The organism is Paraburkholderia sp. SEWSISQ10-3 4 (assembly GCF_030464785.1).
Lineage (GTDB): Bacteria > Pseudomonadota > Gammaproteobacteria > Burkholderiales > Burkholderiaceae > Paraburkholderia > Paraburkholderia aspalathi.
Genome location: NZ_JALPRI010000031.1, coordinates 39,671 through 61,625, shown reverse-complemented (window position 1 = coordinate 61,625; position 21,955 = coordinate 39,671). Strand labels below are relative to the sequence as shown.

The following is a 21,955-nucleotide window of genomic DNA, read 5'->3' as shown; positions in this document are numbered from 1 at the left end:
CCCGCGCTTTCCTTAACACCGCCTTAAGTCCCTGCTGCCGTAAGGCTTTGCGAGCGTCCTCGTTTGTTCTCCCTGCCGATCAATGATAAACTCGACCAATATTGAGAATGGTTCGCATTAACGTTCGTAATGCGATTGTCTGTGGTCTGTCGCCCCCTGTCGGTGGATGTGGGGCCGCGGCTTAAAACGCACGCGCACCGCACTGTTCCAATGAGTTCGATTCCAGTCTGATAAAAACAAGGAGTTTCAATGCGGATTTCTTCATTTGTGCGCGGTTGCGCAGCAGCGGTGGCCGCAGTAGCGGCGCTTTCCGCAACGGCAGCGGAATACCCGATCGGGAAGCACCAGATTCAGGGCGGCATGGAAATCGGCGCGGTCTATCTGCAGCCGATCACGATGGAACCCGAAGGCATGATGCGCAAGGCGTCGGATTCGGACGTCCACCTCGAAGCCGACATCCACGCGGTCAAGAACAACCCGACCGGTTTCGCCGAAGGCGACTGGATGCCGTATCTGCAAGTTCGTTATGAATTGACCAAAGCCGGTTCGAATCAGACCCAGAAGGGCGACATGATGGCGATGGTCGCCAACGACGGTCCGCATTACGGCGACAACGTCAAGCTGCAGGGCCCCGGCAAGTACCACCTGAAGCTGGTGGTCGAAGCGCCGATGCAAACCGGCCACATGGCGTTCGGCCGTCACGTCGACAAGGAAACCGGCGTGGGCCCGTGGTTCAAGCCGATCACGCTCGAATACGACTTCACGTACGCAGGCATCGGCAAGAAGGGCGGTTACTGATCAACGCGGATCAACGCGGATCAACGCGGTTCGCCGCGCCAAACGCGGGGCGGACCGCATGAATGAATGCAGCAGACGGCGCCGGGCATAAACTCCAGCGCCGCGTTTTCCGGAAAGGCTAATGAGAATTGACCGAAAGATCGCGATCCTCGCCATGACCGTTTTGACGGTGGGGGTCGCGCACGCAGCGGATCTGCCGACCTTCAACCTGGAAATGAACGACGGCAAGCTCAATCCCGCGCGCATCGAAGTGCCGGCAGGGCAGCGCATCAAGATCGCGATACGCAACACCGGCAAGGGCGCGGCCGAATTCGAAAGCGTGCAATTGCGTAAGGAAAAAGTGTTGGCGCCGGGCGGCGATTCGTTCGTCGTCATCGCACCGCTCTCGCCGGGCGAGTACAAGTTCTTCGACGATTTCCATCAGCAGGCGCAGGGCGTAATCGTCGCGAAGTAAGAGTGGTGGCTTGGGGTGCGAGCGCATGCCTTGAACAACCGGGTTACGCGTTCGCCGAAGCAGTGGAAGGGTAGAGGGGAGAGCTTGGATGGGTCAGATTCTGTTCATCGTGTGGCGGGAAAGCGTTGAGGCCTTGCTGGTCGTCGGTATCCTGTACGCGTGGTTGAAAAATGGCGACGACGATGCGCGCCGCGGTTTGCCGTACCTGTGGGGCGGCGTCGCGGCCGGTGTGATCGCGGCGGTCGCGCTCGGCGCGGCGCTGGTTGGTTTCACCGAAGTGCTCTCCGGTGATGCGCAGGATTATTTCCAGACCGGCATGGTGCTGGTCGCGTGTGTGCTGATCGTGCAGATGGTGCTGTGGATGAAGCAGCACGGCCGGTCGCTCAAGCGCGACATGGAACAGTCGCTGCAAAAGAGCAAGCGCGATTCGAACTGGTGGGGTGTCGCATTGCTGGTCGCGTTGGCTATCGCGCGCGAAGGCAGTGAAACGGTGATCTTCCTGTACGGTCTCGGCTTTGGCCAATCGGGTCACGTGGATGGCAGCCAGATGCTCGCTGTGCTCATCGGCCTCGGTCTCGCATTCCTGACCTTCTATGTGCTGCAGTTGGGCGGCAAGTACTTCTCGTGGCGGCTCTTTTTCCGCGTCACTGAAATCATGCTGCTGTTCCTCGGCGCGGGCCTGTTCCAGACCGGTGTCGACAAGCTGATCGACAAGGAAGTCCTGCCGACGATCATCGACCAGATGTGGAACTCGTCAGCCATCCTCGACGATTCGAGTACCTTCGGTTCGCTGGTTGCGACGCTCACCGGCTATCGCGCCCACCCTGCGCTGATGAATCTGGTCGCCTACGCCGCGTACTGGGCGGTCGTCTATCTGCTGGTGCGTCGCGCGAATCGCAAGCCGGCGCAGCAGGCTGCAGGGCGCGCGGCATGAGCACCGTCATGACCCGTCCGGGCCGCCTTGCCGCGGCCGGGCAGTGGATGCAGCGTCACGGCGGTTTGATCCGCGGCATTCAGTGGGTTGTGGTGGCGGTGTATGCGTTCCTGATTCTCGTACCGGCGGTGACACCGCTGCCGGACGACACCGCGCATTTGTGGAACAACCTGACGCTTGCCGCGCAGTTCGTGTTCTGGGGCATCTGGTGGCCGTTCGTGCTGCTGTCGATGGTGATGCTCGGCCGGGTCTGGTGCGGCGTGCTGTGTCCGGAAGGCGCGCTCGCCGAATTCGCCAGCAAATATGGCCGCGGCTGGGCGATTCCGCGCTGGATGCGCTGGGGCGGCTGGCCGTTCGTCGCGTTCGGCATCACCACGATCTACGGGCAGATGGTAAGCGTCTACCAGTATCCGAAAGCGGTGCTGCTGGTGCTCGGCGGCTCGACCTTCGCGGCAATGATCATCGGCTTGCTGTACGGACGCGAGAAGCGCGTCTGGTGCAAGTACCTGTGCCCCGTGAACGGGGTTTTTTCGCTACTGGCGCGTCTCGCGCCGTTTCACTACAAAGTCGATGAAGAAGCGTGGCGCCGTTCGTACAAGAACGGCGAACATGGGCATCGCGTGATTCCGATCAACTGCGCACCGCTGGTGCCGCTGCGCAATATGAAGGGCGCGTCGGACTGCCATATGTGCGGCCGTTGCAGCGGGCATCGCGACGCGATTGCGCTGACGTGGCGCGCGCCCTCGTCGGAAGTCGTGCAGCTCGGCGACAAACAGGCGAACCCGTGGGACACCGCGTTGATCCTGTACGGTCTGCTCGGTATCGCGATCGGCGCATTCCACTGGACGGCTTCGCGCTGGTTCGTGGACCTGAAGATGTTCTTCGCCACATGGCTGGTCGATCACGACATCACCTGGCCGCTCGACACCAACGCGCCGTGGTTCCTGTTCACGCATTACCCTGAGCAGAACGACGTGTTCTCGTGGCTCGACGGCACGATGGTGATCGGCTACATCCTCGCCACGGCGCTGGTGTACGGCACGGTGCTGCTGGTGCTGCTGATGGGGGCGTCGCGCATGCTGGGACGCTTCAGTTTCGTGCGTCTGCATCATTTGACGCAAGGCCTGATTCCGATTGCCGGCGCAGGTGTGTTTCTCGGCTTGTCGGCGACCACCCTGTCGCTGCTGCGCGCGGAGCATCTGTCGTTGTGGTGGGCGTCGGATATGCGTATCGCGATTCTGGCGATTGCCAACCTGTGGAGCGCGTGGCTCGCCTGGCTCGTCACACGTCGCTATAGTGAGCGCTTCGTTCAGCGCGGCCTTGCGATGGTGTGGTTCGCAGCGGCGCTGGCGGTGGTCGATAGCGCATGGTGGCTGATGTTCTGGGGCTGGGCTTCGAAGTAAGTCTCAAAGAAAGCTTCAACGCGCTGCCGCGACCGGATCGGCACCCTGTAAAACAAAAGCCGTGGAGATGACAGCATCCCACGGCTTTTTCATTTTCTGCATGTGCGACACACGTCGTTTCGTATGTCCGCATTGGGTGAGAACCAAAAAAGCGGCCTGGCTGGCTGCGACGACTGGCTTGGTGTCTGCACGAAGGGGTCTAGTTCTCACGTGCAAGCCGTCGTGGCTGGCTAATGCCTAACACCTCTCGAGGAGGTGGTCCCCACAATACCCGGTACGTACTGCTATTCGATGTTGCCTGTTACTTCGTCAGGATCAGCTTGCCTAAGCGCGTTGCACGCAGCTGGTAGGTCTCGCCGTTATGCAGGATGCTGACGTGGCTATGTCCTTGCAGCAGCGCGTCGCTGCGCACCACCCGATCCGACTTCTCGCTCGTACCGCTCGCGTGATTCGCTGCAGGCTTCGCGGCGGTTGCCGTTGCCGTCGATGCTTTCGGGCGGCTGGTCAGCGCGGCCGCCGGGCGGCGCAGGCTGAGTGTGGAAGAGCGGTTGAGATCGGTCATTCGTTTTTGCTGTTGGTCGATTCGATGGATTAATTCTAAATGATAACTATTCCCATTTACAAGAAAGAGAAATTCATCGGATTCGACTTTCGATAGTTGAATGACGCGGGCGGAATGCCCGCGCATGCATCAATGCAATGAACCGGGTTCCTGCTTGGCCTGCACGTACTGGCGGATCAGCCGCACGGTATCGATATCGTTCTCGCGATACGCCGACTTCACGATTTCCTGCGTCTGCACGGCGTCCTGGTCGTCGGACACGGGCAGGGTGGTCGTGTATTCGAAGCGCAGGAACAACTGCAGTTCGTCAGGCTGCTCGATCGTCATGGTCAGCGAGCCGCCGACATAGTCCGCCGTCGGCAGAATGTCGTAGCGCACGCTCTGGCGATCCTCCAGCGTGACACGGTCGCGTACGGTGGCCTGGCCGTAGTGCAACTCCCGTTCGAGCGTGTCGCCTTCTCGCGAAAGGATGGTGCAGCTGTCGAGTCCGATCACGAACAGTTGCGGCTGTTCGGCGCGCAGCACGAGACCCTCCCACAACTGCTCGCGGGTCATCGAGTCGACAAACGGATTCAACGGATCGTTGATCTGGATAAGGTGTTCGAAATTCAAAACGGCGGCTTCCTATGAAAGCGTTGCATAACGTTCAGCCCGGTTGAGCCGATCACGCCATTGTCGCGCTCCGCGAGCTATCGCGCCAATGTGCCGGCAACGAGGCCCGAATGGCCCGCACGACTTCAGACAACGGCAAGACCCGAGCGGATCGTGATCGAATGCGTGAGGATCTTGTGAACCGGGCACGCATTGGCAATTTGCAAGAGCCGTTCCCGCTGCTCGTCGGATAGATCGCCTTCCAGCATGATCTTGCGGTCGATGGTCGAGCCCGCGTCGCCGGTTTCGAGCGACAGCGCCACGCGCACGTCGGCGAGCGGCCAGCCCTTGCGCTGAGCGTACATCTTCAGCGTGATCGACGTACAGGCACCGAGGCTCGACAGCAAGAGCGAGACGGGCGTCGGCCCGCGATCGCCGCCGCCAAGCGACTCGGGTTCGTCGGCGAGCCATGTGTGCTTGCCGTCGTCGAAAAGGACCTGGAAATTCGTCGAACCGATGTGGGCGGTGACGGTGGACTCTGCCATGCGCGCTCCTGAACAGGGACGGAAATCGCCGCGCGCCACAATCCGTCACGCCTGGACGGTGTGGTGCGCGGCATGAATTGCTATTGTGAACGAATTCACCGGCCTTCGCGCCCATGCGCGGCGGCGGCGCGGGCGGCGTGGTGAGCGCCGCGCCACCGCAATCGTGAGCGGCGGCGCGTGCCGGCGTGGCAGATCAGTGGGTGATCGCGCCCATGCGCCCGGCCTGGTAATCGGTCACAGCCTGACGGATTTCGTCTTCCGTGTTCATCACGAACGGACCGTAGCGCACCACCGGTTCTTTCAGCGGCACGCCACCCAGCAGCAACACTTCAAGCGGCTCGGCGCCGGCCGTCAGCGTGATCGAGTCGCCGTCGTTCCCAAACACCACCATCTTCTGCGCGTCGATTTCCTGGCGTGCTTCCCCTTCGCCGTAGAAGCCCTTGCCGGACAGGCTGTAAGCAAACACGCGATAGTCGGCCGGCACCGGTTGCTGGATCGTCGCGCCCGGTTGCAGCGAGAAATGCTGATACAGAATCGGCGTGCGCGTTTCGATCGCTGCCTTCACGCCGAGCGCTTCGCCCGCGATTACCTTGACGCGGACCTTGCCGTCCGCGGACGTTGCGACCGGAATGCTGGCCGACGGTATCTCCTGATAGCGCGGCGCGATCATCTTGTCGCGGCGCGGCAGATTCACCCACAGTTGCACGCCATGCACGCGCCCACCGTCGCGCACGAACGACGGGTCCGGCATCTCACTGTGCACGACGCCTGCGCCCGCGGTCATCCATTGCACGTCGCCGGCACGCAGCGTGCCCGAATGGCCCGCCGAGTCCTTGTGGCCGAACTGACCCTCGAGCGCATACGTGACCGTTTCGAAGCCGCGATGCGGATGATCCGGCGCGCCTTTGGCCTCGCCCGGCGCGTAGTCGATCGGCCCCATTTCATCGAGCAGCAGGAACGGATCGAAATCCATCAGCAAACGGGTCGGAAACGGTCGGTGGACGATAAAGCCGCCGCCTTCGGTCGTGCGAACGGCGGGAAACGTGCGTTCGATCGTGCGTGTCGTGCTCATCAAAAGTCACCTTAAAAAATGGGGAATAGCGTTATTTTTGAAACATAGAGCTATTATAGGGACCGTTTTCCTAGGCGCCAGCCACCCTCACGCAATGGATTGTTCTATTACTGGAACGATGAGATGAAGATCGATTCACACAATCTGAATGACCTGATGTATTTTTCGCAGGTCGTCGAACATGGCGGTTTTTCTGCCGCCGAGCGCGTGCTGGGCATTTCCAAGTCGCGCCTGTCGCGCCGGCTCACTGAGCTGGAGGCGTCGTTAGGCGTACGTTTGTTGCAGCGTTCCACCCGCAAGCTGGCGCTCACTGAAGCCGGCCAGCTCTTCTACCAGCACTGTCAGGCGATGCTGAGCGAGGCTCAGGCGGCGGTCAATGTCGTGCAGCAACTGCGTTCGTCGCCGCGTGGCACGGTGCGCGTCAGCGTGCCGGTGACGATTTCGCAGACGATCCTGTCGCAGATCCTGCCGGAATTCATGCATCGCTACCCGGAAGTGCGGGTGGTGATGCGCGTGACGAACCGTGTGGTCGATCTGTTCGAGGATTCGATCGATATCGCGTTGCGTGTGCGCTCCGCTCCGCCTGAGAACGCCAACATCGTCGTGCGTCCGTTGTGGCGCACTCAGCAGATGCTGGTCGGCGCGCCGAGCCTGTTGCAGCAGAATGCGCCGCCGCTATTGCCTGCCGATCTGAGCCGCTTTGAAACGCTCGACGTGCCGACCGGCGACGGACGCCACGTCTTCGATCTGATTGCCCCCGACGGCACGCGCCACGCGCACGAACACGAGCCGCGCCTCGTCACCGCCGATCTGATGACGATTCGTGAAGCCGTGCTGTCCGGCGTGGGTATCGCGGCATTGCCGGAGATGATGTACGGCAGCGCGCTGCGCGCGGGGCAATTGTCGCCGGTGATGCCCGGCTGGACCCTTCCGACGCCACAGTTGTACGCCGTATTTGTGTCGCGGCAGGGAATGGTGCCGGCTGTGCGCGCGTTCGTCGATTATCTGGTCGAAATGCTCGATCCGGACGAAGGTAAGCATATTACGGGCGAGTGCCCGACGCGTGCGGCGGCGCAAGACGCAGCGCAGCCTGTTCTTGCAGTTGCGTCATAGCACTTATTAGACACGGCAACATCGCTTTTAGCATTTAAGCGCCGCCTGTCATGAGTACTTTCAATGGCAGTTTGCTTGAATGCGCGCGCTCGCGGGCCTATAGTGAAATCCCTTCGCTAAGGAGTCTCTTATGCGAAAACTCATGGCCTCTATGATAGTGGGCCTGATAGGGCTGACCGCGCTGTCCGTGTCGATCACGGCTGTCGCATGCGGTGACTCGAGCTATCAGTCATCTTCTGATGGTAAATGATCCCGCCGCCCGAAGGCGCCGAGTGCGCAAAAAAAAGGCCTTCATCTGACGATGAAGGCCTTTTACTTTTAGCCCTTGAAACAAGGGCTTTTCTGTTTTTTCGGCAGGCGCTGCGTAACAAGGGCAGCATTGCTGCGCTCAGATCGCTTGCGCTTATTTGCCTTTGGGCTGCGTGACGAAACCGATCTTCGTGAGACCGCCGGCCTGCGCCGCCGACATCACCTCCGCCACTTTCTCGTACGCGACCTTGCGGTCCGCATCCAGATGCAGCTCCGGCTGCGGATTCGCTTGCGCAGCCTCTGCAATCTTCGCGCGCAGCGCTGCGTCGTCGACCTTCTTGTCGTCCCACAAGACGTTGCCGTCAGCATCGACGGAGACCGTGACTTGCGCGGGCTTGGTGTCTTCCTTCTGACTGCTCGCGTGCGGCAGATCGATTTTGACCGCGTGACGAATCACCGGAATCGTCACCATGAAGACGATCAGGAGAACCAACATCACGTCGACGAGCGGCGTCATGTTGATTTCGTTCATCAGGCCGTCGTCATCGTCGCTGGCGAAAGGGCTCATTGCCATCGGAGTGCCTCGTCGATCAGTTGGCGCGCGCGAGGCGCAAACCGTCGCCGCGCTTGGATGACGACAGGCGGGCGCCCGTCACGAAGAACGCATGCAGACCGTGTGCAAAGCGGCTCAGCTTGGCGACGATCGCCTTGTTGGCGCGCGTCAGTGCGTTGTAGCCGAGCACGGCCGGAATTGCGACGAAGAGGCCAAACGCGGTCATGATCAGTGCTTCACCCACCGGGCCCGCGACCTGATCGATCGACGACTGGCCGCTCGCGCCGATCGCCAGCAGTGCGTGATAGATGCCCCACACCGTGCCGAACAGGCCGACGAACGGCGCCGTACTGCCGATCGAGGCGAGAATCGCCAGACCGCTTTGCATGCGCGCAACGCTTTCGTCCATCGTATCCTTCAGGCAGCGCGTCACCCAATCTGACACGTCCATGCGATCGTGCAGATGCGGCTGCGTCTGATGATGGTGATCGGCGGCTTCCTGGCCCGACAGTGCGAGTGCGAGGAACGGGTTGTCGTGCGGCGTCGACGCTCCGGCGCCGAGCTTCTTCACGCCGTCGGCGAGATCGTCCGAATGCCAGAACTGCTGCTCGGCATTCTTCGTGAGACGCTTCAGGCGCATCACATTCCAGCCTTTGATGACGATCACGCTCCACGACATAACCGACATGATCAACAGCGCGAGCGCGATACCGCGCGTCACGAAATCCCCTTGCGCCCACACGTGCGCCAGTCCGTAGTTTTGCATTGCAATTCCTTGTTTTTAAAATCTGCCTCAATCGTTCAGATTGAAGTTATAAGGCTGGGTGGCCGTGGCCCGAATGGCCTGGCCGTTCTCGAGATAGGGCTTGCACGAGCTCGCATGCGCGGCGGCGATGGCGGCGTCGTCCAGGCGGCTGAAGCCGCTGCTCTTTTTGAGCGAGATGCTTTCAACCTTTCCTGTCGGTCCGATGACAAACGTCACATAGGCCGTACCGGTTTCGCCGCGGCGCTTCGACAGCGCGGGGTAGTCCGGCGTGATCATGCTGCACTCGATGTGCGAGACGTTCTTCGGCGCCGTGATGTCCATGGTCGGACGGCCGATCGCCGGCGCGGCCTGAGCGGCTGGCGCCGCCGGTGCGGCAGGCGCGGGCGTCGGTTCGGGCGCGGCGACAGGCGTCGGCGACGGAGCCGCGGCGACCGGCAGCGGCGTGGGTGTCGGCGTAGGAGTCGGCTTGGGCTGGATCTTCGGCTTGGTGTGAACCGGCGGTGTCGGCTTGGGCGGCGGCGGGGCGATCGATTGCACCGCGACGGGCGCGGCGACCGGCGCCGGCGCCAGCAATTGCGCGGTCATCACCTTCGCTTCGATCACGGGTTGCAGCGGTTCATGACGCAGCGTCAGGATCACCGCAAGCAAAGCGATGTGAATTGCCGCGACCGCAGCAGTCGCGGTCAGCGCACGGGAATTCATTCGGGGGGACGAAGCCGACGTGGCGGCTGAAATGGTATGCGAGGCCTGCATGTTAGCGTGGCGGCGTGCCGTCGATGCGGCACGTCAGACAAGACATCGTCATGTTCGAAAGATCAGCAGCGAAATGAACAAAGTAGTCACGAAACCAATCAGCAATTCCATCTCGAACTCCTTTTAACGGGTGAGCGGGTAGCTGGCTGGTACGGATACTGGCTTGCTGACGGCAGTGGGATAACGCGTGAAGCAGCGCGTGAAACCGCGCTTAGAAACTGAGCATGAGGCAGTGAGGCAGTGAACACCCAAGGCGCGCCGCGTGGCGCCGCGCCCTCAAGCCGCGATTCAGGCGGCCTTGCGTTCGTAAAACGTCAGCGGGATAGCCTGCGAGTGATGATCGAAGCCGCAGCGGCTCGCGCACACGCCGCTTTCCATCATGACGCCGCGCACGGAATCCGCGCACTTGCCACAGCAGGAAGCGACGCCGAGTTCGAACTGGAGTTCGTCGAACGAGTCGACGCCATCCGCGATCGAGGCACGGATCTTTCGGTCAGAAACAGACTTGCAGACACAGACAATCATGGCAGGGCGTCATAGCTAACGTTAATGCGAACTATTATCATTTTGATTGGCCGGTTTGGCAAGCGTCCTGCATGATTTTTTGTAACAAAACCAGACTCTTAGAAGGGTTTCGCCTAAGGAACGGGCGTCCGGGCAAGCGGCGGAGAAGGGGCGAAAACGGCTAAAAAGCGCGCAAAAAGGCCACGCGGCGGCGCGAAAACGCGCTGGCGAGAGGTTTTATGCGGCTTGGGAATCCGGCGCTGCCGTGCGGCGCGACGGGATTACAACCTGGTCGACTGCGGCGTCGATTTGCAGAAGGGTCGCGGCGAGCTGTTGCTGATGGGTGCCGTCGCTGGTCGAATAAAAGCGGGGCAGAACAGCGCCGGCGCCTTCCGGGGCGGCGCGCAATCCGTGCTGGTCGAGTACCCGCTCCAGCTGACGCGCAATGGCCACGCTCGTATCGATCAGCATGAGCCGGTCGCCGACGATATCGCGGATCGCCGCATCGAGAAACGGATAGTGGGTGCAGCCGAGCACCAGAGTGTCGGCGCCGGCATCCAGCATGGGCTGCAGGTAGCTGCGCAGCAGCGCGCGCAGTTCGGCGGAGTCTACGTCGCAGCGTTCCACTGCCTGCACGAGCCCGTGGCCCGGCTGGCAAAGAAAACGGCAATCGGCGGCGTAGCGCTCCAGCAGCCCCTGAAAGCGGGCGCTGCGCAAGGTGACCTGGGTGGCGAGCACGCCGGCTACGCGTGTTTTCGACTGCAGCGCGGCCGGTTTGATGCCGGGCTCGACTCCCACCAGCGGAATTGCCAGCTTTTCGCGGACCAGTGCGATCGACTGCGCGGTCGCCGTGTTGCATGCGACCACCAGCGCCTTCGCGCCCTGGCTGGCGAGCCATTGCCCGATTGCAAGGGTGCGGTCGGCGATGAAGTCGTCGTCGCGTTCGCCGTAGGGGGCGTGGAGCGAGTCGGCGACATAGATGAGCGCCTCGCCGGGCAGTTGCGCCCGGACCGCCCGCAGCACCGACAAACCGCCCAGACCCGAGTCGAATATGCCGACCGGCGCTCGCGAACCGCCACCTGAGGTGGCAACCCTGGCACTTGAGGACGGCGATTCTGCGGTCATAGGCGATGAGGACACGCGCGGCACAGCGGTCACGGCAAACTCACGAAAACGGGGAAGTGCGCAAGTATACCGCTCGCGCGGGCCGTTCCAACGTGGTCCGATCAGGACTCGATCGAACCCATTGCGGTTTGCTGGTAGTTCTGGATGCCGACCTTGTCGATCAGGTCCAGTTGCGTTTCGAGCCAGTCGATGTGTTCTTCCGTGTCGTCGAGAATCTTCACGAAGATTTCGCGCGAGATGAAATCACGCACGGATTCGCAGTACGCGATGGCTTCTTTGCAGGTGCTTTGCGAAATCTGTTCGAGCTTCAGATCGCACTCGAGGATTTCTTTGGTTTCTTCGCCGATCAGCAGCTTGTGCAGGTCTTGCAGGTTCGGCAGACCGTCGAGCATGAAAATGCGTTCGATCAACCAGTCGGCGTGCTTCATTTCGCCGATCGATTCGTCGTATTCATGCTTGCCGAGTTTCTCGAGTCCCCAGTGCTTGTACATCCGCGCGTGCAGGAAGTACTGATTGATGGCGGTGAGCTCGTTCTTGAGCTGGGAGTTCAGATACTCGATAACTTTCTTGTCGCCTTGCATGGGGTTTCCTTATTAGAGACTTGAATTTCCCAGAACAATAAACGCCGAAGGGCAAAAAGCCAAGGCAAAAAAACAGTTTTTTGCCTTGATTTGCAAGGTTTTGTGCGTGATGCGTACCGTTCTCATTTCATCATAAAAAAGCCGGGGTTCGAGGCCCCGGCTTCTACTTTCCAGCTGTTACCGCCGATCAAACGCTGATCAAACCGTCGCGACAGGAATCTTGCCAATCTTGGCTTGCCATTCCTTCGGGCCAGTCTGGTGCACCGAGGTGCCGTTCGAATCGACGGCGACTGTCACCGGCATATCCTGCACGTCGAACTCGTAGATGGCTTCCATGCCGAGGTCTTCGAACGCGAGAACCTTCGCGCTGCGAATTGCTTTCGACACGAGGTAAGCGGCGCCGCCCACGGCCATCAGATACGCGGCCTTGTGCTTCTTGATCGCCTCGATCGCAACCGGGCCACGCTCGGCTTTGCCGATCATCGAAATAAGACCGGTTTGCGACAACATCGTCTCGGTGAACTTGTCCATCCGCGTGGCGGTGGTCGGGCCTGCCGGGCCGACGGCTTCGTCGCGCACCGGATCGACCGGGCCGACGTAATAGATCACGCGATTCGTGAAGTCGACCGGCAGCTTTTCGCCCTTCGCGAGCATGTCGGCGATGCGCTTATGTGCCGCGTCGCGGCCCGTCAACATCTTGCCCGACAGCAGCAGCGTCTGGCCCGGCTTCCATGCTGCGACTTCTTCCGGTGTTAGCGTGTTCAGATCGACGCGCTGGCTCTTTTCCGTGTCCGGTTCCCACTGCACTTTCGGCCATGCGTCGAGCGACGGCGCTTCGAGCTTGGCCACGCCGGAACCATCCAGTGTGAAGTGCGCGTGACGGGTCGCTGCGCAGTTCGGGATGATTGCGATCGGCTTGCTCGCCGCGTGCGTCGGCGCGGCCATGATCTTGACGTCGAGGACCGTCGCCAGACCGCCGAGACCTTGTGCGCCGATACCGAGCGCGTTGACCTTCTCGTGCAGTTCGACGCGCAGTTCTTCGATCCAGTCCTGCGGGCCGCGTGCGATCACGTCCTGAATGTCGATCGGATCCATCAGCGATTCCTTCGCCATCACCATCGCTTTCTCAGCGGTGCCGCCGATGCCGATGCCGAGCATGCCCGGCGGGCACCAGCCTGCGCCCATGGTCGGCACGGTCTTCAGAATCCAGTCGACGATCGAATCCGACGGGTTCAGCATCGCGAACTTCGACTTGTTTTCCGAGCCGCCGCCCTTCGCTGCAACCTGCACGTCGACCTTGTCGCCCGGCACGATCTCGTAGTGGATCACGGCCGGCGTGTTGTCCTTCGTGTTCTTGCGCGCGCCTTCCGGCGGGCTCACGATCGATGCGCGCAGCACGTTGTCCGGGTTCAGATAACCGCGGCGCACGCCTTCGTTGATCATCTCGGTGACGCCCATCGTCGCACCGTCCCAACGCACGTCCATGCCGACCTTCACGAACACCGTGACGATGCCGGTGTCCTGGCAGATCGGGCGTTTGCCTTCGGCGCACATGCGGCTGTTGGTGAGAATCTGCGCGATCGCGTCCTTCGCGGCGGGGCTCTCTTCGAGCTCGTAAGCGCGGCCCAAGGCCTGGATGTAATCGAGCGGGTGGTAATAGCTGATGTACTGAAGCGAATCAGCAATGCTCTGAATCAGATCTTCCTGTTTGATGACGGTCATGATGGCTAGCTCAGTGGGGACAATGGCGCTTGTTATCAGACTCGCAGGGCAGTGCGGTCAGTCGTGCGCCTTCAGGGGAGTGGAACCGTTAGAACCCAGCGGCTGTATGCCGACGGGTTCCTGAAAATGTTTTGGATGCGTATGCGTGGTCAGGCGGTCGACCAGCGCCATCACCACCGCCGAGAGAAGGAACGCGACGTGGATGATGACCTGCCACATGATGGTGTGCGTCGAATTCTGGTCGGGGCTGATGAAGGTCTTCAACAGATGGATCGACGAGATGCTGATCAGCGCCATCGACAATTTAACTTTCAGCACGCCGGCGTTCACGTGGTCGAGCCATTCCGGTTCGTCCGGATGACCCTCAACGCCCAGGCGCGACACGAAGGTTTCATACCCGCCGATGATCACCATGATCAGCAGGTTCGAGATCATCACCACGTCGATCAGGCCGAGCACCACCAGCATGATGTTGGTTTCGTCGAGCGTCATGGACGCGCTGACCAGATGCCAGACTTCTTTCAGGAACAGGACGACGTACACGCCTTGCGCGACGATCAGGCCGAGGTAGAGCGGCACTTGCAGCCAGCGGCTCATGAAGATGAGGGCGGGGAGCGGGCGCAGCGGACGGCGCTGACGGGCTGAGTCGGGGCGCGGAGCGGACATAGGCAAGAGTCAGATGAAACGCAGGTGACGGAACACGGACCAAATGCGCTGACCCGCGGCGCAAACCAGACGCGCGGATCAAGCACGCAAACGAGGCGCAGACGGCGCGGTACGCGGCCAGGGAGGCCGGAAAAGCTCGCGTCAGGCGCGCTATTGTACAGCGTCGGGTGAATTTGCTGCGCCGCGGCGGGCAGTGCGGTGCTTACGAGGCCACCGGCGGCATCGCTCGACCTTCAGGCTCGCCGGTCCGATCCCTGCCGTCGCGCATCACGCAGGCGAGGTAATGAGACGCAGGGAGTAGCGATTCAAGCTGGAATCCACACGGCTAGTTCAGTTAGCATTGTAAGAGGGCGTGTGAGCCAGCATAAAGGCGAAGTGCCGGTGGGGCGCAAGTGATGCTTCCCGTGGACCCGATTTCGGCATGGATCGCTTGTATCGGCATGTCGATCAGCACGCATGAACGGACCGTAACGCGTAGCATGCCGTGCGTGACCAGTCTGAACCGCGTAAGGGTTTTCGCCCGTCACGCGATGCACCGCGCGTAAGTGGCCGGTAAGTTGCAAAGTTTATGTTTAAGCATGAGAGCGGAACGCCAGCCATTCATTTATGTTGCGGTGCGGCATAGATGAAAGTGAAAGGTGAACGGGCCGCGGCGCAGCGATCGGTGATTGTTGCGCGAGGGATGGAGACAGCGCGCGGCCTATCGATCACGAATGATCACGAATGGCGGCGGCATCATGACATGGCGAGCCACAGGCGCGCCGGCACAGGTTTTACGTTTCATCTTCACCAAGGGGTTGTCGATGTCTGCGATTGAATCGGTTCTTCAGGAACACCGTGTTTTCCCGCCCTCCGCTGAAGCTGCGGCTGGCGCGTCGATCTCCGGTATGGATGCGTACCGGGCGCTTGCCGCTGAAGCGGAGCGCGATTACGAAGGTTTCTGGGGGCGCCTCGCTCGCGAGACGCTCAGCTGGAACAAGCCTTTCAGCAAAGTGCTCGACGAATCGAAGGCGCCTTTCTACACATGGTTCGAAGACGGCCAGCTGAACGCGTCGTATAACAGCATCGACCGTCATGTCGAAGCCGGCAATGGTGGGCGCGTCGCGATCATCTTCGAAGCCGACGACGGCACCGTCACCAACGTCACCTATCAGGATCTGCTGCAACGTGTGTCGCGCTTTGCGAACGCGCTGAAAAAACGCGGTGTGAAGAAGGGCGATCGCGTCGTGATCTATATGCCGATGTCGATCGAAGGCATCGTCGCGATGCAAGCATGTGCGCGGATCGGTGCAACGCATTCGGTCGTGTTCGGCGGCTTTTCGTCGAAGTCGCTCAATGAACGGCTGGTGGATGTGGGCGCCGTCGCGCTCGTCACCTCCGACGAACAAATGCGCGGCGGCAAAGCATTGCCGCTGAAGAACATCGCTGACGAAGCCATCGCCATGGGCGGCTGCGACGCAGTGAAGAGCGTGATCGTCTACAAGCGCACCGGCGGCAAGATCGCATGGGACGAAAGCCGCGATCTGTGGATGCACGAACTCACGCAGGCTGAATCGGATCAATGCGCGCCCGAGTGGGTCGGCGCCGAGCATCCGCTTTTCATCCTGTACACGTCGGGTTCGACCGGCAAGCCGAAGGGCGTGCAGCACAGCACCGGCGGCTATCTGCTGTGGGCCGCGCAGACCATGAAGTGGACGTTCGACTGGAAGCCCACGGATGTGTTCTGGTGTACCGCCGACATCGGCTGGATCACCGGCCATAGCTACATCACGTATGGTCCGTTGGCGCTTGGCGGCACCCAGGTCGTGTTCGAAGGCGTGCCGACCTATCCGAACGCCGGCCGCTTCTGGGACATGATCGCCAAGCACAAGGTCACGCTGTTCTATACCGCGCCGACCGCGATCCGCTCGCTGATCAAGGCGGCCGAAGCGGACGAGAAAGTGCATCCAAAGAGCTACGACCTATCGACGCTGCGCATCATAGGCACGGTCGGCGAGCCGATCAATCCGGAAGCGTGGGTGTGGTATCACGAGAACGTCGGCGGCGGCCGTTGCCCGATCGTCGATACGTGGTGGCAAACCGAAACCGGCGGCCACATGATCACGCCGCTGCCGGGCGCGACGCCATTAGTGCCGGGTTCGTGCACGCTGCCGCTGCCGGGCATCATGGCGGCCGTGGTCGATGAAACCGGTCAGGACGTGCCGAACGGACAGGGCGGCATTCTGGTGGTGAAGCGTCCATGGCCATCGATGCTGCGCAACGTGTGGGGCGATCCGGACCGCTACAAGAAGAGCTACTTCCCTGAAGAACTCGGTGGCACGCTGTATCTCGCCGGCGATGGCGCGGTGCGCGACAAGGAAACCGGCTACTTCACGATCATGGGTCGCATCGACGATGTGCTCAACGTGTCTGGTCACCGCCTCGGTACGATGGAGATCGAATCGGCGCTCGTGTCGAACCCGATCGTGGCGGAAGCGGCCGTGGTGGGCCGTCCTGATGCGACCACCGGCGAAGCTGTGTGCGCATTCGTGGTGCTCAAGCGCGCGCGTCCTGAAGGCGAAGAAGCAGTGAAGCTCGCCAACGAACTGCGCGCCTGGGTCGCCAAGGAGATCGGTCCGATCGCCAAGCCGAAGGACATCCGCTTCGGTGAGAACCTGCCGAAGACGCGTTCGGGCAAAATCATGCGCCGCTTGTTGCGCTCGCTCGCGAAGGGCGAGGAAATCACCCAGGACGTCTCGACGCTGGAGAACCCGGCGATTCTCGATCAACTCGGCGAGTCGCTCTGAGCTTAGGTTTGCCTGGGTTTGCAGCAAGGGTGTGTCGAACGATATGCCCTTCGCTGGACCCAGGTATCGATCACTTAGGTCAGGCAGTTAAAGCCACCGCGCGGACAATCCCGATTGCCTGCCCGGTGGCTTTTTGATACATAGGCGCATGGCTGCGCCACACCACACCTCTCACGCTACGCTCAATCCCGCACCCGAACCCCCTCCGGTCTCGGCAGCGATGGCGCGCGCGCATCGGAAATACTGGCGCTTCAATCTCGCGTTGATCGCGACGTTGATGACCTTGGGCTTCGTGGTGTCGTTCGTTTTGCCGCTGGTGGCGCCGGCGTTGGACCAGGTGCGCTTCATCGGCTTCCGGTTGCCGTTCTACTTCGGTGCGCAAGGGGCGATTCTGATCTACGTGGCGTTGATCGTCGTTTATATCCTGCTGATGCAGCGCGCCGACCGCCGTCTGCAACGCGCTTTCGATGCGGATGCCAGTGCTGGTGACGGTGCCAACGCCAGTGCCGATTCCACCGCGCCCGCTGCGCGCGGAAGCTGAGCCGATGAAGCTCACGAACCGGCTGATCCGCTCATACGCGCTCTATACGCTCGGTTTCCTGCTTTTCATCTATGTGATGTGGCGCATCGAGCGGACCACCGGTCCCGGCGTATGGATCGGCTATGTGTTCCTGTTCGTACCGATCGCGGTGTATGCAGTCATCGGGTTGCTGTCGCGCACGTCTGACCTCGTCGAATACTACGTAGCCGGACGGCGCGTGCCGTCCGTCTTCAACGGCATGGCGACTGCGGCCGACTGGTTGTCCGCCGCATCGTTCATCGGCCTCGCCGGATCGATCTATGCGACCGGATATGACGGTCTCGCGTATCTGATGGGGTGGACCGGCGGCTATTGCCTCGTCGCGTTCCTGCTGGCGCCATATGTGCGTAAACTCGCGCGCTATACGATCCCCGACTTTCTCGGCACGCGCTTTTCGAGCAACGCGGTGCGGGGACTCGCTGCGTTAGCGGCGATTCTCTGTTCGTTCGTTTATCTGGTCGCGCAGATTCAGGGCGTCGGCTTGATCGCGACGCGGTTTATCGGCGTGGATTTCGCTGTCGGCATTTTCTGCGGACTCGCGGGCATTCTCGTGTGTTCGTTTCTGGGCGGCATGCGTGCGGTGACGTGGACCCAGGTCGCGCAATACATCATCCTGATCGCGGCGATTCTGATTCCTGTTTCGATGATCGCGCATAAGGATGGTCTCGGCTGGGTGCCGCAGTTCAACTATGGGCGCTTGATGGAGCGCGTCGAAGGTCTGGAGAAGCAGGTGCGCGACGCGCCGCTCGAGCAGACCGTGCGCGACGACTATCGGCGGCGCGCCGAGCTGATGCAGATGCGGCTCGACACGTTGCCGCAATCGTTCGTCGACGAGAAGCTGCGTCTCATGCAGGAAGTCGCGGACTTACGGCGCCACAATGGTCCGCTGCGCGAGATCAAGGAACGCGAGCGCGCGCTCGAACAATTTCCACGCGATGCCGCCGCCGCGCAGATCGTCTGGACCCAACGCCGCGATGAGATGCTGATGCGCGCGGCCGCGCCGGTGCCGATGCACGAGCCGTTTCCCGTCACGACCGAAGAAGACAGGCGCACCCATGAACGCAATTTTCTGTCGCTGCTGCTGTGTCTCTCGCTTGGTACGGCGAGCCTGCCGCATATCCTGACGCGCTACAACACGACGACCTCGGTGGCGTCCGCACGACGCTCGGTCGGCTGGACGCTGTTCTTCGTTGCGCTGTTCTATCTGACGGTGCCTGTGCTGGCGGTGCTGATCAAGTACGAGATGCTGACCAACCTGGTAGGTCATCACTTTTCCGATTTACCGCAGTGGCTTACGCAATGGCGCAGGGTCGAGCCGAGTCTGATCAGTCTTGCTGACACGAACGGCGACGGTATCGTGCGCTGGAGCGAGATCCAGATGCAGCCGGATATGGTGGTGCTCGCCGCGCCCGAGATAGCGGGGTTGCCGTATGTGATGTCCGGGCTGATCGCGGCCGGTGCGTTGGCCGCGGCGCTCTCGACGGCGGACGGTTTGCTGCTGACCATCGCCAACGCGTTATCGCACGACGTCTACTACCACATGGTCGATCCGACGGCATCGAGCCAGCGGCGCGTGACGATCTCGAAGATTTTGTTGCTGGGGGTGGCGTTGTTCGCCTCGTATGTGGCTTCCCTGAATACGGGGAATATTCTGTTTCTGGTGGGCGCGGCGTTTTCGCTGGCGGCTTCGAGTCTGTTTCCTGTGCTGGTGCTGGGGGTGTTCTGGAAGCGGACTACGCGGCTTGGGGCCGTGGCGGGTATGGTGGCGGGGCTGGTGGTGTGCATCTACTACATCGTGTCGACGTATCCGTTCTTCACGCAGATGACGGGCTTTGCCGGCGCGCGGTGGTTCGGGATCGAGCCGATCAGTTCGGGCGTGTTCGGCGTGCCCGCGGGGTTTCTGGTGGCGATCGGGGTGAGCCTCGTGGACCGAAAACCGGATGCCTATACGAGGGCGCTGGTGGACTACATCCGGCATCCTTAGGCCGGTTTGCGCATGGGTCTGGCGCAGGGCCCGAAGTTTGCTATAATTCGGCTCCCCGCCGGAGAGATGGATGAGCGGTTTAAGTCGCACGCCTGGAAAGCGTGTATAGGTTAATAACCTATCCGGGGTTCGAATCCCCGTCTCTCCGCCACGAATTGAACGAGAAGCCGTTGAATCTAAAAGGTTCGGCGGCTTTTTGTTTTATCGCCCCACAAATCGACTATCAAGTGATTTTTCCTTATTCGTTGAGTACGCAGCAGAAAGCTCCTTACTACTGCGCGCGGGCGTCGTTTAGATCGGTCGGCATGAAAAAACGTTGGCCCGGCTGAAGCGCGATGTTTTTCAGTGTGGCTGTTCTTGTAGACGTTTCCTTTGCCGTTGTGTGTGTTTATGTCCGACGTACACCGCCCGGGCGAATACAATTCACCAGGTACCTGGGCGGATACTGAGAGCTTTAAAACGAAGAGCGGCTTGCCTTTCCCGGCGACTTCGGCGATTTTGCCTCCGACGCCGTCGGCAACAACAATGCACGGAGGACAAATGTCGAAGCGCGTGTTGTTTGCGGCTTTGCTCCTGACGCTCGGCGTGATCGGGCAATGCGCGGCCGCGCAGTCCATGATCGAACTCAGGATTGGCGGCAAGACCCAGTCATTTAGCCAAGGGGCGTTGCTGGCGCGTCCGGATGTTGCTGAGATTCACGTTCCGGTAGATGTGGCCTACGGTACGTCGACGACCTATCGGGCAGTGCCGCTGGCCGACCTGCTCGGCAGCGCGACGTTGCCCACGGACAGCGTGCTGGAGGCACGTGCGACCGACGGCTTCGCCGCGCAACTGCCGATGGACCTCGTGCGCAATCGTGATCCTGCGAAAGCCGTCGCATGGCTCGCGGTCGAGGACCCGGCGCAGCCGTGGCCGAAGCTGCCAGGCAAGCCGGTCAGCGCCGGACCGTTCTACCTGGTATGGGTCGGCAGGGAAGCGGCATCCGTGCGCAGCGAACAGTGGCCTTACCAGATCGCGCAACTTGCTACGCAACCCTCGCCATCCGCGCGTTGGCCGGTGCTCGGCATCGATCCGAAGCTGCCGGCAACCGATCCGGTTCGCGCGGGCCAAAGCCTGTTCATCACGCAATGTCTTGCCTGTCATCGGCTCAACCATGCGGGCAGCGCGGATACTGGGCCTGACCTTAACGTGCCGATGAATCCAGTCGAGTACTTCCAGCCCGCAGCATTGCACCGTTACATTCGCAATCCGGCATCGGTTCGAGACTGGCCCGGCCGGACCATGCCTGCTTTCCCGCAGGACCAACTGAGCGATCGCGAGATCGATCTGATCATCGCTTATCTCGCGTACATGGCGCAGCGGAAGGTTGGGCGGTAAACCCACTACGAAAAGCGCTGCGGCCAAATTTGTTTGCGTGCGGCGCACTCCTCAAATCAGCTTGTCCAATGTGATCGGGAGGCTGCGGACCCGCTTGCCGGTAGCGTGATAGACCGCATTCGCCTCCGCTGCTGACAGCCCCGTCACGCCGATTTCGCCGATGCCGCGGGCGCCAACATTCGGCCGCTTCGAACATCTCCATCCCGATCCCCATCACGATGCTGCCTTCCACCTGGTTACGCGCGGCAAGTGGATTGACCACCTTGCCGACGTCGATTGCGCTGACAACCCGCGCCACGCGCAGGCGTGAAATGCTGGGATCCCCGCGGACTTCCACAAAATGCACGCCGAATGAACGGAAGGAGAACTTCGACATATCGGCGCCATCGCTATGGAGGAAACCTTCCGCGCGAGTCAGGCGCTGGCTGGCGAGAATGTCTGCGAACGATACGTGCCTGTCGCCGGCTGCAAGCGTGCCGTTTTCGGCGAGAAGGGAATCGGGCTTTGCACCCGCGAACGGCGCAGAATCCGCCACTGCGTATTGCCGCAAGCGCTTGATCGCTTCGCACGGGGCGCCGGCGATTACCGACATCACGATTGCTGTCGCCCACGAACCGCCCGAGACGGGCCCGGCGGGGAATGACGAATTGCCGAGTTCGACTTCAATTTTCTCTAGCGGCAATCCCGTCAATTGACTCACGGAATATCACGTCCGCGATCATCGGGCTTCAGGACGGCTGGCCCGTCTGCTTTCGCAGGCAGTGCGGGAATGGGCCAATAGGGACTCAGCCTGAATCAATGAAAGCAAAGCGTAATAAAAATATTTCCAATTATTTC

Annotated in this window: 22 protein-coding genes and 1 tRNA gene; 10 read left to right on the top strand and 13 right to left on the bottom strand. The window is 61.2% G+C overall.

Features of this window, described 5'->3' with window-relative positions; all coding sequences use genetic code 11:
* The first annotated feature begins 249 nt into the window (after nucleotides 1-249).
* The 4 genes from M0D68_RS34050 (at nucleotide 250) to M0D68_RS34035 (ending at nucleotide 3,589) form a co-directional block, all read left to right on the top strand.
* Nucleotides 250-798: an iron transporter gene (locus tag M0D68_RS34050; protein ID WP_266226663.1), complete on the top strand. Its 549-nt coding sequence runs from the start codon at nucleotides 250-252 to the stop codon at nucleotides 796-798.
* Nucleotides 799-919: 121 nt separating this feature from the next.
* Nucleotides 920-1,252: a cupredoxin domain-containing protein gene (locus tag M0D68_RS34045; protein ID WP_266226661.1), complete on the top strand. Its 333-nt coding sequence runs from the start codon at nucleotides 920-922 to the stop codon at nucleotides 1,250-1,252.
* Between the two features lie 88 nt (nucleotides 1,253-1,340).
* Complete coding sequence (locus M0D68_RS34040; protein WP_266226658.1) at nucleotides 1,341-2,186, top strand: FTR1 family protein; 846 nt, start codon at nucleotides 1,341-1,343, stop codon at nucleotides 2,184-2,186.
* The gene (locus M0D68_RS34035) at nucleotides 2,183-3,589 is read left to right on the top strand and encodes a 4Fe-4S binding protein (protein ID WP_093646604.1); all 1,407 of its coding nucleotides are present in this window, start codon (nucleotides 2,183-2,185) and stop codon (nucleotides 3,587-3,589) included. The genes M0D68_RS34040 and M0D68_RS34035 overlap by 4 nt, the downstream gene beginning before the upstream one ends.
* A gap of 301 nt (nucleotides 3,590-3,890) precedes the next feature.
* Here the strand turns inward: M0D68_RS34035 and hemP are convergent, their stop codons facing one another.
* The 4 genes from hemP to M0D68_RS34015 form a co-directional block, all read right to left on the bottom strand.
* The gene (hemP, locus tag M0D68_RS34030) at nucleotides 3,891-4,151 is read right to left on the bottom strand and encodes a hemin uptake protein HemP (protein ID WP_266226683.1); all 261 of its coding nucleotides are present in this window, start codon (nucleotides 4,149-4,151) and stop codon (nucleotides 3,891-3,893) included.
* Between the two features lie 129 nt (nucleotides 4,152-4,280).
* Nucleotides 4,281-4,763 carry an SRPBCC family protein gene (locus M0D68_RS34025; protein WP_200620843.1) on the bottom strand — a complete coding sequence of 161 codons (483 nt, stop codon included), beginning with the start codon at nucleotides 4,761-4,763 and terminating at the stop codon, nucleotides 4,281-4,283.
* A 125-nt stretch (nucleotides 4,764-4,888) separates the two neighbouring features.
* On the bottom strand, nucleotides 4,889-5,287 hold the full coding sequence (locus tag M0D68_RS34020; protein WP_054042165.1) for an OsmC family protein: 399 nt from the start codon (nucleotides 5,285-5,287) through the stop codon (nucleotides 4,889-4,891).
* A 193-nt stretch (nucleotides 5,288-5,480) separates the two neighbouring features.
* Complete coding sequence (locus M0D68_RS34015) at nucleotides 5,481-6,359, bottom strand: pirin family protein (RefSeq protein ID WP_200620844.1); 879 nt, start codon at nucleotides 6,357-6,359, stop codon at nucleotides 5,481-5,483.
* 123 nt (nucleotides 6,360-6,482) lie between these two features.
* On the opposite strand from M0D68_RS34015, the gene M0D68_RS34010 reads away from it, so the two are divergent.
* On the top strand, nucleotides 6,483-7,472 hold the full coding sequence (locus M0D68_RS34010; protein WP_093646614.1) for a LysR family transcriptional regulator: 990 nt from the start codon (nucleotides 6,483-6,485) through the stop codon (nucleotides 7,470-7,472).
* A gap of 403 nt (nucleotides 7,473-7,875) precedes the next feature.
* Here the strand turns inward: M0D68_RS34010 and M0D68_RS34005 are convergent, their stop codons facing one another.
* From M0D68_RS34005 to M0D68_RS33970, 8 genes are all read right to left on the bottom strand, one after another.
* The gene (locus tag M0D68_RS34005; protein ID WP_093646616.1) at nucleotides 7,876-8,295 is read right to left on the bottom strand and encodes a biopolymer transporter ExbD; all 420 of its coding nucleotides are present in this window, start codon (nucleotides 8,293-8,295) and stop codon (nucleotides 7,876-7,878) included.
* A gap of 16 nt (nucleotides 8,296-8,311) precedes the next feature.
* Nucleotides 8,312-9,040 carry a MotA/TolQ/ExbB proton channel family protein gene (locus M0D68_RS34000; protein WP_093646618.1) on the bottom strand — a complete coding sequence of 243 codons (729 nt, stop codon included), beginning with the start codon at nucleotides 9,038-9,040 and terminating at the stop codon, nucleotides 8,312-8,314.
* A gap of 27 nt (nucleotides 9,041-9,067) precedes the next feature.
* The gene (locus M0D68_RS33995) at nucleotides 9,068-9,793 is read right to left on the bottom strand and encodes an energy transducer TonB (RefSeq protein ID WP_266226656.1); all 726 of its coding nucleotides are present in this window, start codon (nucleotides 9,791-9,793) and stop codon (nucleotides 9,068-9,070) included.
* Nucleotides 9,794-10,081: 288 nt separating this feature from the next.
* Nucleotides 10,082-10,318: a bacterioferritin-associated ferredoxin gene (locus M0D68_RS33990; RefSeq protein WP_054042125.1), complete on the bottom strand. Its 237-nt coding sequence runs from the start codon at nucleotides 10,316-10,318 to the stop codon at nucleotides 10,082-10,084.
* A gap of 216 nt (nucleotides 10,319-10,534) precedes the next feature.
* Nucleotides 10,535-11,422, bottom strand: coding sequence for a glutamate racemase (murI, locus tag M0D68_RS33985; RefSeq protein ID WP_266226655.1), 888 nt, complete (start codon nucleotides 11,420-11,422; stop codon nucleotides 10,535-10,537).
* Nucleotides 11,423-11,523: 101 nt separating this feature from the next.
* Nucleotides 11,524-12,003 (bottom strand): bacterioferritin, encoded by a 480-nt coding sequence (gene bfr, locus M0D68_RS33980; RefSeq protein WP_054042121.1) that lies wholly within the window; start codon nucleotides 12,001-12,003, stop codon nucleotides 11,524-11,526.
* A 198-nt stretch (nucleotides 12,004-12,201) separates the two neighbouring features.
* Nucleotides 12,202-13,725, bottom strand: coding sequence for a fumarate hydratase (locus M0D68_RS33975; protein WP_154565531.1), 1,524 nt, complete (start codon nucleotides 13,723-13,725; stop codon nucleotides 12,202-12,204).
* Between the two features lie 57 nt (nucleotides 13,726-13,782).
* Nucleotides 13,783-14,391, bottom strand: coding sequence for a TIGR00645 family protein (locus M0D68_RS33970; RefSeq protein ID WP_200620848.1), 609 nt, complete (start codon nucleotides 14,389-14,391; stop codon nucleotides 13,783-13,785).
* 803 nt (nucleotides 14,392-15,194) lie between these two features.
* On the opposite strand from M0D68_RS33970, the gene acs reads away from it, so the two are divergent.
* The 5 genes from acs to M0D68_RS33945 all read left to right on the top strand — a co-directional run bounded on the left by acs (nucleotide 15,195) and on the right by M0D68_RS33945 (nucleotide 21,118).
* A complete protein-coding gene (gene acs, locus M0D68_RS33965) occupies nucleotides 15,195-17,177 on the top strand; it encodes an acetate--CoA ligase (RefSeq protein WP_266226682.1) in 1,983 nt (660 codons plus the stop codon).
* Nucleotides 17,178-17,325: 148 nt separating this feature from the next.
* Nucleotides 17,326-17,718 carry a DUF4212 domain-containing protein gene (locus tag M0D68_RS33960; RefSeq protein ID WP_200653547.1) on the top strand — a complete coding sequence of 131 codons (393 nt, stop codon included), beginning with the start codon at nucleotides 17,326-17,328 and terminating at the stop codon, nucleotides 17,716-17,718.
* Between the two features lie 4 nt (nucleotides 17,719-17,722).
* On the top strand, nucleotides 17,723-19,741 hold the full coding sequence (locus M0D68_RS33955; protein WP_200620849.1) for a sodium:solute symporter family protein: 2,019 nt from the start codon (nucleotides 17,723-17,725) through the stop codon (nucleotides 19,739-19,741).
* A 60-nt stretch (nucleotides 19,742-19,801) separates the two neighbouring features.
* Nucleotides 19,802-19,892 (top strand) — tRNA-Ser (locus M0D68_RS33950).
* Nucleotides 19,893-20,281: 389 nt separating this feature from the next.
* Nucleotides 20,282-21,118, top strand: a complete 837-nt coding sequence (locus M0D68_RS33945; protein WP_256456270.1) for a cytochrome c — start codon at nucleotides 20,282-20,284, stop codon at nucleotides 21,116-21,118.
* Here M0D68_RS33945 and M0D68_RS33940 read toward each other — a convergent pair.
* Nucleotides 21,072-21,818, bottom strand: coding sequence for a molybdopterin cofactor-binding domain-containing protein (locus M0D68_RS33940; RefSeq protein WP_266226654.1), 747 nt, complete (start codon nucleotides 21,816-21,818; stop codon nucleotides 21,072-21,074). The two genes, M0D68_RS33945 and M0D68_RS33940, sit on opposite strands and share 47 nt — an antisense overlap.
* Between the last annotated feature and the right edge of the window lie 137 nt (nucleotides 21,819-21,955).

What these genes read in the sequence shown, in the direction of transcription:
- M0D68_RS34050 (WP_266226663.1), top strand. Translation starts at nt 250, where the DNA reads ATGCGGATTTCTTCATTTGTGCGCGGTTGCGCAGCAGCGGTGGCCGCA.
- M0D68_RS34045 (WP_266226661.1), top strand. Translation starts at nt 920, where the DNA reads ATGAGAATTGACCGAAAGATCGCGATCCTCGCCATGACCGTTTTGACG.
- M0D68_RS34040 (WP_266226658.1), top strand. Translation starts at nt 1,341, where the DNA reads ATGGGTCAGATTCTGTTCATCGTGTGGCGGGAAAGCGTTGAGGCCTTG.
- M0D68_RS34035 (WP_093646604.1), top strand. Translation starts at nt 2,183, where the DNA reads ATGAGCACCGTCATGACCCGTCCGGGCCGCCTTGCCGCGGCCGGGCAG.
- hemP (WP_266226683.1), bottom strand. Translation starts at nt 4,151, where the DNA reads ATGACCGATCTCAACCGCTCTTCCACACTCAGCCTGCGCCGCCCGGCG.
- M0D68_RS34020 (WP_054042165.1), bottom strand. Translation starts at nt 5,287, where the DNA reads ATGGCAGAGTCCACCGTCACCGCCCACATCGGTTCGACGAATTTCCAG.
- M0D68_RS34015 (WP_200620844.1), bottom strand. Translation starts at nt 6,359, where the DNA reads ATGAGCACGACACGCACGATCGAACGCACGTTTCCCGCCGTTCGCACG.
- M0D68_RS34010 (WP_093646614.1), top strand. Translation starts at nt 6,483, where the DNA reads ATGAAGATCGATTCACACAATCTGAATGACCTGATGTATTTTTCGCAG.
- M0D68_RS34005 (WP_093646616.1), bottom strand. Translation starts at nt 8,295, where the DNA reads ATGGCAATGAGCCCTTTCGCCAGCGACGATGACGACGGCCTGATGAAC.
- M0D68_RS34000 (WP_093646618.1), bottom strand. Translation starts at nt 9,040, where the DNA reads ATGCAAAACTACGGACTGGCGCACGTGTGGGCGCAAGGGGATTTCGTG.
- M0D68_RS33995 (WP_266226656.1), bottom strand. Translation starts at nt 9,793, where the DNA reads ATGCAGGCCTCGCATACCATTTCAGCCGCCACGTCGGCTTCGTCCCCC.
- M0D68_RS33990 (WP_054042125.1), bottom strand. Translation starts at nt 10,318, where the DNA reads ATGATTGTCTGTGTCTGCAAGTCTGTTTCTGACCGAAAGATCCGTGCC.
- murI (WP_266226655.1), bottom strand. Translation starts at nt 11,422, where the DNA reads ATGACCGCAGAATCGCCGTCCTCAAGTGCCAGGGTTGCCACCTCAGGT.
- bfr (WP_054042121.1), bottom strand. Translation starts at nt 12,003, where the DNA reads ATGCAAGGCGACAAGAAAGTTATCGAGTATCTGAACTCCCAGCTCAAG.
- M0D68_RS33975 (WP_154565531.1), bottom strand. Translation starts at nt 13,725, where the DNA reads ATGACCGTCATCAAACAGGAAGATCTGATTCAGAGCATTGCTGATTCG.
- M0D68_RS33970 (WP_200620848.1), bottom strand. Translation starts at nt 14,391, where the DNA reads ATGTCCGCTCCGCGCCCCGACTCAGCCCGTCAGCGCCGTCCGCTGCGC.
- acs (WP_266226682.1), top strand. Translation starts at nt 15,195, where the DNA reads ATGTCTGCGATTGAATCGGTTCTTCAGGAACACCGTGTTTTCCCGCCC.
- M0D68_RS33960 (WP_200653547.1), top strand. Translation starts at nt 17,326, where the DNA reads ATGGCTGCGCCACACCACACCTCTCACGCTACGCTCAATCCCGCACCC.
- M0D68_RS33955 (WP_200620849.1), top strand. Translation starts at nt 17,723, where the DNA reads ATGAAGCTCACGAACCGGCTGATCCGCTCATACGCGCTCTATACGCTC.
- M0D68_RS33945 (WP_256456270.1), top strand. Translation starts at nt 20,282, where the DNA reads ATGTCGAAGCGCGTGTTGTTTGCGGCTTTGCTCCTGACGCTCGGCGTG.